The organism is Microvirga makkahensis (assembly GCF_009830105.1).
Classification (GTDB): Bacteria; Pseudomonadota; Alphaproteobacteria; order Rhizobiales; family Beijerinckiaceae; genus Microvirga; species Microvirga makkahensis.
The window spans coordinates 27,450-39,998 of the sequence record NZ_WURB01000007.1 but is presented as its reverse complement, the minus strand read 5'-3'; the positions used below and the strand labels follow the sequence as shown (position 1 = coordinate 39,998).

Annotated in this window: 11 protein-coding genes; 5 read left to right on the top strand and 6 right to left on the bottom strand. The window is 60.7% G+C overall.

The genetic code is table 11. From position 1 onward, the window contains the following. Nucleotides 1-45 precede the first annotated feature (45 nt). From GR328_RS11590 to GR328_RS11580, 3 genes are all read left to right on the top strand, one after another. A complete protein-coding gene (locus tag GR328_RS11590) occupies nucleotides 46-507 on the top strand; it encodes a tripartite tricarboxylate transporter TctB family protein (RefSeq protein ID WP_160884692.1) in 462 nt (153 codons plus the stop codon). 8 nt (nucleotides 508-515) lie between these two features. Next, a complete protein-coding gene (locus GR328_RS11585; protein ID WP_160884691.1) occupies nucleotides 516-2,036 on the top strand; it encodes a tripartite tricarboxylate transporter permease in 1,521 nt (506 codons plus the stop codon). A gap of 372 nt (nucleotides 2,037-2,408) precedes the next feature. Further along, nucleotides 2,409-3,110, top strand: coding sequence for an AEC family transporter (locus tag GR328_RS11580; RefSeq protein WP_160884690.1), 702 nt, complete (start codon nucleotides 2,409-2,411; stop codon nucleotides 3,108-3,110). 142 nt (nucleotides 3,111-3,252) lie between these two features. Here GR328_RS11580 and GR328_RS11575 read toward each other — a convergent pair whose 3' ends face one another. The 6 genes from GR328_RS11575 to GR328_RS11550 all read right to left on the bottom strand — a co-directional run bounded on the left by GR328_RS11575 (nucleotide 3,253) and on the right by GR328_RS11550 (nucleotide 10,201). Beyond that, nucleotides 3,253-4,653, bottom strand: a complete 1,401-nt coding sequence (locus GR328_RS11575; RefSeq protein ID WP_160884689.1) for a M20 family metallopeptidase — start codon at nucleotides 4,651-4,653, stop codon at nucleotides 3,253-3,255. Then, complete coding sequence (locus GR328_RS11570) at nucleotides 4,650-5,687, bottom strand: ABC transporter ATP-binding protein (RefSeq protein WP_160884688.1); 1,038 nt, start codon at nucleotides 5,685-5,687, stop codon at nucleotides 4,650-4,652. The genes GR328_RS11575 and GR328_RS11570 overlap by 4 nt, the downstream gene beginning before the upstream one ends. Continuing rightward, the gene (locus GR328_RS11565) at nucleotides 5,684-6,658 is read right to left on the bottom strand and encodes an ABC transporter ATP-binding protein (RefSeq protein ID WP_160884687.1); all 975 of its coding nucleotides are present in this window, start codon (nucleotides 6,656-6,658) and stop codon (nucleotides 5,684-5,686) included. Before GR328_RS11565 ends, GR328_RS11570 begins: the two co-directional genes overlap by 4 nt. Before the next feature lie 4 nt (nucleotides 6,659-6,662). Further along, entirely contained in the window at nucleotides 6,663-7,559 is an 897-nt protein-coding gene (locus GR328_RS11560) for an ABC transporter permease (protein ID WP_160884686.1), read from the bottom strand. Nucleotide 7,560: 1 nt separating this feature from the next. Continuing rightward, nucleotides 7,561-8,478, bottom strand: coding sequence for an ABC transporter permease subunit (locus tag GR328_RS11555; protein ID WP_160884685.1), 918 nt, complete (start codon nucleotides 8,476-8,478; stop codon nucleotides 7,561-7,563). Between the two features lie 190 nt (nucleotides 8,479-8,668). Beyond that, complete coding sequence (locus GR328_RS11550; RefSeq protein WP_160884684.1) at nucleotides 8,669-10,201, bottom strand: ABC transporter substrate-binding protein; 1,533 nt, start codon at nucleotides 10,199-10,201, stop codon at nucleotides 8,669-8,671. 173 nt (nucleotides 10,202-10,374) lie between these two features. Between GR328_RS11550 and GR328_RS11545 the strand changes: the two genes are divergently transcribed. Next, nucleotides 10,375-11,310, top strand: a complete 936-nt coding sequence (locus GR328_RS11545; protein WP_160884683.1) for a LysR family transcriptional regulator — start codon at nucleotides 10,375-10,377, stop codon at nucleotides 11,308-11,310. A 127-nt stretch (nucleotides 11,311-11,437) separates the two neighbouring features. Beyond that, complete coding sequence (locus tag GR328_RS11540) at nucleotides 11,438-12,541, top strand: M20 family metallopeptidase (RefSeq protein WP_160884864.1); 1,104 nt, start codon at nucleotides 11,438-11,440, stop codon at nucleotides 12,539-12,541. The last annotated feature ends 8 nt before the right edge of the window (nucleotides 12,542-12,549 follow it).

The following is a 12,549-nucleotide window of genomic DNA, read 5'->3' as shown; positions in this document are numbered from 1 at the left end:
GTGGGTTCAGTGAAAAACGAGCGGGCTCTCATATCGCGCACAAGCATGGAGGTGGCGACGGCACTTGTCACTGGAGGAGTCGGCGCAGCCGTCATTTGGGGAGCCGCCGAGCATGACATCGGCTGGGGCGATTCAGGCCCGGGATCGGGCTACTTCCCATTTCGCATCGGCATCCTCATTATCCTGGCAAGCCTTACGAATCTTGTCCTGGCGCTGCGACGACGGGGTTTTGCTAACGAAGTCTTTGTCACGAATGCACAGATGCGGAGCGTGCTTGCCTTCGGCCTGCCAATTCTAGGCTTCGTCGTTCTCTCTCTGCTTCTCGGCCTTTATGTCGCGGCAATACTTTATCTGTCATTCGTGATGATTTTCCAGGGTGGCTATCGTCCCCTGTTCGCGATTGGTTTGGCGTTCGCGGTTGCAGTTGCGATGCGGCTCATATTTCCGATTTGGTTCAAGGTGCCCCTCCTGACGGGCCCGATCGAAGCTCTGCTCGGGCTTTACTGAGGTGTCTCATGGCCAATCTCGACTCGCTTTTCCATGGATTCGCAGTCGCTTTGACACTGCAGCACGTGGCGCTGATGATGATCGGCGTGCTGCTCGGCATTCTGGTCGGCGTGCTTCCGGGGTTGGGAGCCCCCAACGGGGTGACGCTCCTGCTTCCGTTGACCTATACGATGGACCCGGTCGGAGCGATCATTCTTTTGACCAGCATGTACTGGGGCGCGCTGTTCGGCGGCTCGACAACATCAATCCTGTTTAATATTCCAGGCGAGCCGTCCTCCGTCGCAACGACTTTCGACGGACATCCCATGGCCAAGCAGGGGCGTGCTATCCAGGCGCTTTCCTTCGCATTCCTGTCGGCCGGATTCGGTGCAATGGTAGGCGTGATCGTCACCACACTCTTGTCCGGTTGGGTGACGAGCTTTGCGCTCCAATTCTCCTCTCCTGAGTTCTTCGCCGTCTACTTTCTGGCCTTTGCGAGCTTTGTCGGTCTATCGGGCGCACAGGCTTCAAAGACGATCGTCTCCATTCTCCTGGGATTCGCGTTTGCAACCGTCGGCATGGATACGATCTCAGGAAGCCTGAGGCTGACGTTCGGATTCGATGAATTGCTTCGCGGCATCAGCTTTCTGATCGTCGTTATCGGCCTGTTCGGAATTGGTGAGCTTCTCCTCACCATGGAAGAGGGGCTCAAGTTCGAAGGCGTGAAGGCGAAGGTAAGCCTCGCAGGTGTGATGGAAACTCTTGTCCGCATGCCGCGTTACTGGGTTGCACTGGTGCGGGGCAGCCTGATCGGCGTCTGGATGGGCATCACGCCAGGCGGACCCACTGCGGCGTCCTTCATGAGCTACGGACTGGCAAAGAGGTTCTCGCGTAGGCGGGAGCACTTTGGAACTGGTGAGCCCGAGGGCGTTATCGCCCCGGAAACTGCCGATCATGGCGCGGGGACTGCCGCCATGCTGCCAATGCTGGCCCTTGGTATTCCAGGTTCTGCCACAGCTGCCGTAATGATGGGGGGCCTGATGATCTGGGGGCTCAATCCCGGTCCGATGCTGTTCATCGAGCGGCCCGACTTCGTTTGGGGACTCATCGCCTCCATGTATATCGGCAACGTGGTCGCTGTCGTCCTTGTACTCGCAACTGTGCCGCTCTTCGCCTCGATCCTGAGGATACCATTCGCCATTATCGGCCCACTCATTGTCGTCGTTTGCTTCATCGGTGCTTGGACCGTTGGCGCGTCGAAGCCGGATCTTTGGATTGCGTTGATCTTTGGTGTTATCGGTTATGTCTTCAAGAAACTCGACTATCCGATTGCGCCACTCGTCCTGGCCCTGGTGCTCGGCGACAAGGCGGAGGACGCATTTCGCCAGTCGATGCTGATGTCCCAAGGCAGCTTGAACATCTTCTTCTCAAACCCTCTCGTAGGAACCATTACGACCCTCGCGGTCATCCTGCTGACTTGGCCGCTATGGATGAGCTTGATAAGGCGCGCGCATCTGTTGCGCATCACACAGCCTAAAGTAGTCGAATGAGAGATTTACCGGCACAACCGGCCAGAAGGTGACAGTGGGTGTGATGGGCAGTTGGATCATAGATGCACGTCGCGATGAACATCGGATGTCTATTCGGAGTGGTCGGGCGCTGGTGTGCTCTCTCTTTCTGCGGTGTGTAGAGTAGGTTCGCGGGATACCTTGTAGGACTCGGGAGGGCTGGCAGCGCGAATGATTGGAGTTGTTATCTCGGTCGTCCTGCCGATCCTCATCACCGCCTCGATCGGTTTCGCATGGACCCGGCTCGGCTACCGACTGAACTCCAAAGAGCTCACGGCTCTGATCTCGGATATCGCGACTCCTTGCCTTATCATCAATACGTTCCAGGAAACGCGTCTCTCTTCCGATGCCTTCTTGGGCATTGCCGCCGCAACTGGGACAGCTATCGTTCTTTTCGTAGGTGTGGGGGCGTTTCTCCTCACGATCTTCGGCTTGCGACTACGAACCTTTCTGCCCTCGATCGCCTTCCCGAATGCCGGAAACCTGGGCTTGCCGCTATCGTTCTACGCGTTCGGGACCGAGGGGCTGGGTTACGCAATTGCCTTCTTCTCGATGTCGTCCGTTGCAAACTATACGTTGGGACAGGCGATCGCCGCGGGCCAAGCGAACTGGCGTGGATTGCTCCGACTTCCAATTCTTTATGCCGTCGCGATTGGCATTCTCCTCACCTTCACAGGAATCGAGCTGCCCCGGTGGGCAAAAGCCACTGTTGGCCTCATCGGCGATATGACCGTTCCCTTGATGCTTCTGATGCTCGGATCATCGCTCAGCCTGCTCAAGGTCACGGCATTCTGGCGTGCCGCGCTCGTGTCCAGTATCCGCATCGGATGCGGAGCGGCCGTCGGTATCGCGGTAGCGGCGCTGTTCGGCCTGAATGGAAGCATGAAAGCGGTTCTGATCTTGCAATGTGCGAACCCGGTTGCGGTATACAATTATCTGTTCGCCCAGCGATGGAACAATCAGCCCGAGGAAGTCGCCGGAGTCGTCATGCTATCAACCCTCCTTTCTATTGTCACCATACCGCTCCTGCTGGGCTGGCTTCTTGCCGGCAGTTGAAGAGGCGAGGAGAGGTGCAGAACTGTGAATTGGCTGCGCGCCGCAAATCAATACGTCCTCCAGCAAAAAGGCATGTCTGGACGCCGGTTCTGACAGTCGGTATGGGCCGGATGCGGGCTTTGCCCGCATCCGGCCCCACGTCCTACGCTTGGCGGCTGAGAGGTGGCGTGTCGCCTGTGCCGAGATCCCAATAAAGGCCTGCCATCATGGCCAGACCTTCGCGGGCAATTGCGACGGGCAGATGCTCGTTGGGGGCATGCTGAGAGCAGCCGGGATAGGAATGCGGCACCCAGATCGTGCGCAGACCCAGGATCTCCGAGAAAATATCATTGGGCAGGGATCCGCCGAGGTTTGGCAGAATAGCAGGCTTCTTGCCGGTTGTACGGGCGAGCGAGCGAACCGACCACGTGACCCAGGGGTCCTCAGGATCGAGGCGTGTGGCATGGAAGATCTCATCGCGGCTCTTCGACACCTGCACCATCGGGAAGCCGTGGCGATCGAGGTGGCGGCGCAAGGCAGGAAGAACCTCTTCCGGATCGATGCCGACGACGAAGCGCAACTGGCAGCGCGCCCAGGCTGTGGGCGGCACGGCATTGACGGGCGTTTCCGGATTGCCGGCCTTCATGGCCAGCACATCGAACGAGCACCAGCCGAATACTTGCTCGGCCGGGGTGAGGCCAGGCTCACCCCATTCGGGATCAATCGACGGCCCATCCGGTCCGCCATCGACTTCGCAGTCGGCCAACACCTTACGTACGGAGGAGGGGATCTCCTTCGGCACCCATTCGTGGATGCGGATCTGGCCTGTCGGCGACGCAATCGTTGAGATGGCATGGGCAAGTTGAATGGCCGGGTCGGAGAGCAAACCGCCCCAGTTGCCGGAATGGTGTCCGCCATCGCGGGCGTTGATCGTCAGGTCGAACGTAACGCCGCCACGCGAGCCGAGAAAGACGGTCGGCCGCTCTGCATTGAGGCGAGGGCCGTCAGAACCGATGAGCACGTCCGATTTCAGCAGTCCCTTTTGCTCGGAGCATAGCTCCCGCAGGCCGGGAGAGCCCATCTCCTCGCCCATCTCGATCAGATATTTGGCGTTGAAACCTAGCTTGCCGCGAGTCTCGAGAACAGCCCTCAGGGCCGAGATGTTGATGATATGCTGGCCCTTGTTATCGACCACGCCACGGCCGTACCAGCGATCGCCCACTTCCGTGAGCGTCCAGGGCGACAGGCCTTCGCTCCAGTCCTTGTCCAGACCGCGGATGACATCGCCATGGCCGTAGCCCAGAATCGTCGGGAGCGCCGGATCCTCCATGCGCTCGGCATAAAGAAAGGGCCCTTTCGCCCGGGGGTGATCAAGCGTCTTGCAGGTAAAGCCGAGGCTCTCCAGCAGCGGCCGCATCTCGGTTTCGACATAGGCCGTGAGCACGTCGGACCGCTCCGGATTTTGACTCTCGGTCGGCATCGCGACAAGACGGGCCAGATCGGCCTTGAACGCTCCGGAGTCAAAGTAGCTCTCGGCCTTTGCGATGGCTGTCTCACGAGTCATTCGGATTGTTTCCTCTTTTGCGGCAAGGGAAGGGAATGGCGCATGGTGGCGCCATCATCACTGGGGGATGGGATGCTCTGCCCGGCATCATGAAGATGACAGGCCACTGCATCCCGCCCGAACTGGAGGAGGCGCGGCACGGTGGTGCTGCATTGGGATATCCGCGCAGGGCAGCGTGGATGGAACGGGCAGCCGGACGGCGGGTTAAGAGGATCGGGAAAGGCAAGGCCGAGCCCGGTCTCCGGAATACCCTGTCCGGGTTCCGGCGTCAGGACGGAGGCCAGAAGCGCCTTGGTGTAGGGATGCCGTGGCGTTCTGAAGAGGGCTTCCGTTTCGGCCAATTCGACCACGCGGCCGAGGTACATGACCGCCACGCGGGTCGCGATATGTTCGACCACGGCGAGGTTATGGCTGATGAACACGTAAGTAAGGCCGAGGTCACGGCGCAGATCCATCAGCAGGTTGAGGATCTGCGACTGGACGGAAACGTCAAGCGCAGAGGTCGGTTCATCGCAGACAACGACCTCCGGGTTCATGACAAGGGCCCGGGCGATCGCCACGCGCTGGCGTTGACCACCCGAGAGCTCGCGGGGATAGCGATCGGCGAAGCGCTGGGGCAGGCCCACCTTGTCGAGGATTCCGAGTGCCTGCTTGCGCCTCTCCGCCGCGGTTCCGATGCCATGGACCTCAAGCGGCAGGGCCACGATCGACGCGACTGTCCGCCGGGGATTGAGCGAGGAATAGGGATCCTGGAACACGGGCTGCACCCGTCGGGCCATGCCCTTCCGTCCGAGGGAGCGGATGTCCGTTCCGTCGAGCGTGATGCCGCCTTCTGTTGGCGGCAGGAGTCCAAGGAGCATGCGGGCGAGCGTGGACTTTCCACAGCCGGACTCGCCCACGATCCCGAGCACCTCTCCCTTGCGGATGTCGAGGCTGATGCCGTTGACGGCATGCAGCTTCCGACGCGCTTTGAACATGCCCTGGCTCACTTCGAAGGAACGGGTGAGATCGTGGGCTTCGAGGAGCGCCGTCATACTGCGTTCTCCAGAATGCAACGCCATTGGTGGCCGTCTGCTGTTTCTTTCAGGGGTACCGTCGCGGCGCAGATGTCACGGGCATGGCTGCAGCGGTCGCGGAAGCTGCAGCCCCGAATCTCGCCGACGAGTGAGGGCACCACGCCCGGAATGGTGCCGAGCCTCCCGCCCGGAACGGTGCGGCCCGGCACCGGAATGCAATCGATCAGTCCCTGCGTGTACGGATGTCGCGGGTTGGCGAAGAGAGAGGCCGTCGGTCCTTCCTCAACGATCTGGCCGGCGTACATGACAGCCACACGGTCGGCGATGCGCGCCACGATACCGAGATCGTGGGTGATGAGCACCATCGCGATGCCGAGCTCGCGCTGCAGGTCGGCGAGGAGGCGCAGGATCTGCGCCTGGATCGTCACATCGAGGGCTGTCGTGGGCTCGTCCGCGATCAGCAGGTCAGGTCCGCACATCAGCGCCATCGCGATCATGACGCGTTGCCGCAGGCCGCCGGAGAGCTGGTGCGGGTACTGCCCGAGGCGCTGGGCCGCCGATGCGATGCCGACCTTGTCGAGCAGATGAACTGCCTGCTCCCGCGCTTCCGCCTCGCTCGCGTTGCGATGCTGGCGATAAGCCTCTACGAGCTGGTTTCCGATCGTGTAGGCCGGGTTCAGCGCTGTCATCGGCTCCTGGAAGATCATCGCCATGCGGTCGCCGCGCAGAGCATTGACACGCTTGCGGCTGGCCTTTCCGAGATCCTCGTCAGCGAAGGTGAGGCGCCGGGCTGTTCGAGTCGCGGCCTTAGGCAGGAGATCCATGATGGCGAGAGAGGTCATCGATTTGCCGCACCCGGATTCGCCGACGAGGCAGAGGGTTTCGCCACGCTTCACCGAGAACGAGATGTCGCGCACCGCATGAAGAGCGCCGCGCGGAGTGGCGATGTCGACGCTCAGACCGTCAACGTCGAGGATTGTTTCGCTCATTGGCTCAGACCCGTCCTTCCGGCGAAATCACGTCGCGCAGGCCGTCGCCTGCGAGGTTGATGGCGAAGATCAGCAGCGCCAACGCCGTTCCCGGAATGGCTATGAGCCAGAAAGAGAAGAACATGTAGGCTTTCGCCTCAGAGATCATGAGGCCCCACGAGGGCAGGGGTGGCTGAACGCCGAGGCCGAGGAAGGAGAGGGCAGCCTCCAGCAGGATGGCGCTCGCAGCCTCAAGGGTTGCGACGACAATGAGATGGGGGGCGATGTTCGGCAGCACCTCCCGGAGAATGATGCGCGTGGTCGACGCCCCTGCGGCTTCCGCCGCGGCAACGTAGTCAAGGGAGCGGACCTGTTGGGTCGCGCTGCGCATCACGACCGCAAACCGATCCCATTTGAGAAGGCCGAGCACCAGGATGACAATCCACAGGGAGCCGCCGACCATGGCTACCACTGCGAGGGCTACGAGGATCACCGGCATCGACAGGCGGGTGGTGACGAGAAAGGTCACCAGAAGGTCGATCTTGCCGCCGAAATAGCCCGCCATCAGGCCAAGCGTCGTGCCGATGATTCCTGAAATCAGGACGACGCTGACGCCGATCAGGAGAGAGATCCGCGCGCCGTAGAGCACGCGGGAGAGATAATCGCGCCCGAGCTGGTCCGTTCCGAGCGGGTGCAGCCACGATCCCTTCGCGTACCAGACGGGAGGTATGTTCCGAAGGGCGAGGTTCTGCGCATAGGGATCGTGCGGTGCAATCAGCGGCGCGAGCAGGGCCAGCCCTATGATGACCGTGAGGATGCCTGCCCCGATGACGAAAGCCTTCTGACCCAGGAAGCGACGGGCGAGCCGCATGCCGGGCGTCGCTTCCGCCACCGTCGGTACGGAGAGAATGGTATCGGTCATATCAGGCCACCCGGATGCGCGGATCCAGCCACGCGTTGGCGATGTCGGAGGCAAGCGTCAGGAGCACGTAGAGAATCGATAGAAGCAGGACGATGACCTGCATGACGGGGAAGTCCTTGTACGTGATGCTCTGGTAGGCGAGATACCCCAATCCATCCAGGGCGAAGATCGTTTCGATGACGACTGATCCGCCGAGCAGGAAACCCAGCTGCACGGCTGTGAGCGCCACTACGGGCACGACCGCGTTCCGCAGCGCATGCTTGAAGATGACCTTGTGGGTGGGCAGTCCTTTGGCGCGCGCGGTACGGATATAGTCTGCGGACAGAACCTCGATCATGCCGGCGCGGATGAGGCGCATGAAGGCTGGCGCGACGTAGTAGCCGAGTGCGATGGTAGGCATGATGAAATGGAGCCACGTGCCCGAGCCCGAGACCGGCAGCCAGCGAAGGGTGATGGAGAAGACCATCACGAGGATGAGAGCGAAGAAGAAATTGGGCAGTGCCTGCCCTACCACGGCTATGGCAAGAGCCAGTCGGTCGATCCAGCTGTTCGCGTAGACCGCCGCTAGAACGCCGAGGGGGATCGCGATGAGCAGGGCAAAGCCCAGCGCCGTGAAGCCGAGAATGATCGTGGTGGGCAGCTTGTCGAGGACGAGCCTGCTCACATCTGTCTTGAAGTAGAGAGAGGTCCCGAAATCGCCCTGAAGCGTCTGCCAGAGCCAGTCGACATATTGCACGACGAGCGGTCGGTCGAGGCCGTAGGTCTTCCGGATGAGGTCCAAGTCTTCCTTCTGCGCGCCTTCGCCCGCAATGGCGAGCGCGACGTCGCCCGAGAGGCGCAGAAGAAAGAAGGTGATGGCCGAGACTGCGAGCGCCACGAGGAGCGCCAGGCCCAGACGTTTTAGGATATAGCCGATCACGGCAATGCTCCGTGTTGATCCGATATTGGATCACCTGCCTGCCCAGGCCGTTACCGCATTCTCACAACGGAATCGGACCGACGTCGGACAGGATGTGTCATGACGCGCTCATGCCGCATCTGCGTTTTCTTCTGACAAGGTCAGGACCGGAGCGGATCGATGGTCCGCTCCGGTCTCCAGGCGCGCCGGCCTACTTCCAGGTCATCTCCCAGAAGCGGGGCATTTCGTCCGGGTACGCCTTGAAGTTCAGATCCGCCGTGGCGACGTAGTAGACCGGCAGCGAATACAGCGGCACGGCATAGGCCTTGTCGGCAATGATCTTCAGGGCGGATTTGTAGGCTTCCTTGCGGACTTCCGGATCAACCGAGTTGTCGCCCTTCCCGAGGAGATCGCGCACCTGCGGATCACGGGTGATGTCCTCGGACCGGAAGGCGAAGTAGTTCGGGGTCGCGGCGGAGACGTCGTTGACCGAGAACGAGCCCCAGGTCTGGTGCGTGAGCATCGCCTTGTTGCTGGCGACCTGCTCGCGCATGGCGGCATATTGCAGGAAGCGCAGATTGGTCTTGATGCCGACGGCCTGGAGATAGCCGATCAGGGCCTCGGTCTGGTTGCGCTCGCGGTAGGCAAGAATGTCGAGCTGAAGTCCGTTAGCAAATCCTGCCTCGCTCAGGAGCTGCTTCGCCTTGGCAGGATCGTAAGGATAGCGCGTAGCGCCCTCGTCGGTGCATCCGAACTGGCTCGGGAAGCAGATGGTGTGGATCACGCGCGAGCCCGCGCCGACGATCGACTTGACCATGCTCTCGCGGTCGATGGCGTGGATGATGGCCTTGCGCACGCGCTCGTCCTTGAGCGCCGGGGCAGGCGTATTCTCAAGCGTGTTCATCTGCATGAACACAATCCGCATGGTCTCGCCGGAGACGACCTGGAGGGTTGGCACGGCCTCGAGCTGCTCGGCCTGATCCTTCGGCACGTGCATGATGAAGTCGATGCCGTTGGAGATCACCTCCGCCATTTGGGTCTGACGGTCCGGAATGAAGCGGATTTCGATCTTGCCGATCTTGGGCTGCGCCTTCGGCGAGTCCTTGAAGTAGTCGGGGTTCTTTTCAAGGGTGATCGACTTGCCTGGGACGTAGTTCGTCACCTTGTAGGGGCCAGAGCCGACAGGCTTGTCGTTCTGCCCCTTGGGGCCGACCTTCTCGTAATACTCGTTAGGGTGAATGACGACAGGGCCTGCGAGATACTCGATGGCCGCCGGAAAGACCTGCTTGGTCGTGAGGCGGACCTTGTACTTATCCAGCTTCTCGGCCTTTTCGATCCAGCTCACGTTGTTCTGGGTAACGACCTTGTTCTCGGGCTTGGACACGAAGTTCAGCGTGTAGACCACGTCGTCGGCGTCGAACTCCTCACCATTGTGGAACTTCACGCCTTGGCGCAGGTCGAACTCGATGGTGCGGTCGTCGATTTGACGCCATGCCGTCGCGAGCTGGCCCTTATACTCGTTGGTGTTAGGGTCGCGGTAAACGAGGGTGTCCCAAACGTGCTGGCCGATGATGACGCCGATACGCACGTTGTTGAAGAATGGGTCGACGTTCTCCGGCGCCTGATCATAGGCGAACCGGATGGTGTTTTCGGCTTTTCCGGCAAGGGCCGGGGCTGTCAAGACGCTGGACAGGAGCGCGGTCGAGGCGAGACTGAACAGGGTTGCCTTACGTGTGAAGCTCATCATTGGTCCTCCGGAACACTACTTGTTATTTTCTTTCTTTAACTCCGCGCCGGTGATCTTTCCGATCACTCGGAGGTGCGAAACCATTCCGAGCCTGCCAAGAATAATGACTTGCTGCAACAAGAATGATTAGAAAGGATCGTTGCTGAAACGGCAAAGCGGTGAGTCCATCGATGCATCAGTCAGCCTTGCGCTACTTTCTTGAGGTCGCGCGTACGGGGTCCGTAAGCGCGGCAGCAGAGCGGCTGCGTGTCGCAGCATCGGCGATCAGCCGGCAAGTGGCTAAGCTTGAGGAGGAGTATGGAACGCCTCTATTCGAACGTCGGTCGCGCGGCATGATTTTGACCCATGCAGGGCGGCTCTTGGCTTCCTATGCGCAGCGCGCAACGCTCGAGAGCGACCAGATCCAGAAGGAGATCCGGGAGCTGAAGAGCGCCACGCGTGGCCTCATCCGCCTTGGCGTCACCGAGGGGCTCGCACTCAGTTTCGTTCCAGAAATCATCCACGACTTTCGCAAAGTTCGCCCGCAAGTCATGTTCGACATCAAGGTGGTACAGCCTGCGAATGTGGTGTCCTGTGTCCAAGAAGGTGAGGTGGACGTGGGCATCACATTCTCCTTGTCTCCCGAGGGTGGGGTGCGCATCCAATGGCAAAGGGCCATGCCTGCCTTTGCGCTAGCAAGCACCGATCACCCTCTGATTGGGCGCGGGCACGTTTCCATCGCGGAGCTCTTCGAATATCCTATTGCGATTCTGGACGATGCGGCGACGATCAGGCGGGTGCTGGACATCTTCTGTGCGACAAAGGGGATCGCTCTCGAACCAGTCGTCAGCTCGACGAATATCGCCAGCCTTTTCACCCTCTGCCAGCTTGGCGGCGCGATAACCTTCTCCACGTACATTTCAGCGCGACGGGCGGTGCGTGACGGCCATCTTGCGATCGTTCCATTCGAAGAGGCGAGATTTCTCGAGCGTAATATGCAGATCCAGACCATGCTGGGCCGCACCCTGCCGCAGACGACCCAGGACTTCATCCGTTTCCTTATTACAGAACTGGAAACGCCAGGAGCAACCCAGCCCTCTGCAGGAACGGAAGGGGCCGGAGATTAGCTCGCTATCTCCGATGAGTTCATGAAATCTGATAAACGGCTAGAATGCCGCCAGACGGGAGAAAACCTCATTGAACACGACCTTGGAAACGACAATCCTCGAATGGCTGGATAGCCAAAAGCAGGCAATGATCGATCAACTGCGCCTGCTCGTCGACACGGATAGCGGGAGCTACAACAAAGAGGGAGTCGACCGGGTCCGGGATCATATCCGCAGCTTCCTTGTGAGCGCCGGCCTCAAGTGTGAGACGATCCCGCACACGCGCTTTGGCGACGCCCTCAGGGCCACTCTCGGCGAGCCTGATGAGAACCGAAGGCCAATTTTGCTGATGGGGCATCGCGATACGGTCTTTCCACAGGGAGAGGCACAGCGGCGCCCGTTCCACATCGAAGGCGGGCGCGCTTATGGGCCGGGCGTCGCGGACATGAAGGCGGGCCTCGTGATGAACAGCTTCGTGCTCGCAGCCTTCGCAAAATTCGGAGCGCTGGGCCCGCTCGTCGGGCTCTACACCAGCGACGAGGAGATCGCCTCGCCGTCGTCCCGCGTGCTCATCGAGCAGGAGGCCCGCCGGGCCCGCGCCGTCTTCAATGCCGAGCCAGGGCGTCCGAGCGGGAATGTCGTGACGGGCCGCAAGGGCGGGGTGTTCATGCGACTGGCGATCCTGGGCGTTCCCGCGCATTCGGGAGTTAATTTCGAACAAGGCGTAAGCGCTATTGAAGAGCTTGCACGGAAGATTAGCGCGCTTCATGCGCTGACTGACCTGGAGCGGGGTATCACCTTGAATGTCGGGCTCGTCTCGGGAGGAACATCGGTGAACACAGTTGCCCCGCACGCCCATGCCGAGATCGATCTGCGCTATCTCGAGCCACAGGATCGCGCCGAGGTCGTTGCAAAGATCGAGAAGATCGCCGCCACTTCCTTCGTGAAGGGCACTAAGGCGAATCTGGAGATCCTGGGCGAGTTCGTCCCCCTCGTGCCGTCGGCAGCCTCGCGTCGGCTGTTCGAGCTTTATGCCGGATGCGCACGCCGCGTCGGACTTACGATCGAAGAGGAATTCACAGGCGGGTGCGCCGATTCAGGTTTTGCCGCCATGATGGGCGCAGCCACCCTCTGTGCGACCGGACCCTGCGGCGGCAAGGCTCACAGCCCGGACGAATATCTGGAACTCGATACCATGGTTCCGCGCGCGCAGGCGCTGGCTCTCTCTATTCTGGCGCTTGGCCCGCCATAGATGGTGAG

What these genes read in the sequence shown, in the direction of transcription:
- GR328_RS11590 (WP_160884692.1), top strand. Translation starts at nt 46, where the DNA reads ATGGAGGTGGCGACGGCACTTGTCACTGGAGGAGTCGGCGCAGCCGTC.
- GR328_RS11585 (WP_160884691.1), top strand. Translation starts at nt 516, where the DNA reads ATGGCCAATCTCGACTCGCTTTTCCATGGATTCGCAGTCGCTTTGACA.
- GR328_RS11575 (WP_160884689.1), bottom strand. Translation starts at nt 4,653, where the DNA reads ATGACTCGTGAGACAGCCATCGCAAAGGCCGAGAGCTACTTTGACTCC.
- GR328_RS11570 (WP_160884688.1), bottom strand. Translation starts at nt 5,687, where the DNA reads ATGACGGCGCTCCTCGAAGCCCACGATCTCACCCGTTCCTTCGAAGTG.
- GR328_RS11565 (WP_160884687.1), bottom strand. Translation starts at nt 6,658, where the DNA reads ATGAGCGAAACAATCCTCGACGTTGACGGTCTGAGCGTCGACATCGCC.
- GR328_RS11560 (WP_160884686.1), bottom strand. Translation starts at nt 7,559, where the DNA reads ATGACCGATACCATTCTCTCCGTACCGACGGTGGCGGAAGCGACGCCC.
- GR328_RS11550 (WP_160884684.1), bottom strand. Translation starts at nt 10,201, where the DNA reads ATGAGCTTCACACGTAAGGCAACCCTGTTCAGTCTCGCCTCGACCGCG.
- GR328_RS11545 (WP_160884683.1), top strand. Translation starts at nt 10,375, where the DNA reads ATGCATCAGTCAGCCTTGCGCTACTTTCTTGAGGTCGCGCGTACGGGG.
- GR328_RS11540 (WP_160884864.1), top strand. Translation starts at nt 11,438, where the DNA reads ATGATCGATCAACTGCGCCTGCTCGTCGACACGGATAGCGGGAGCTAC.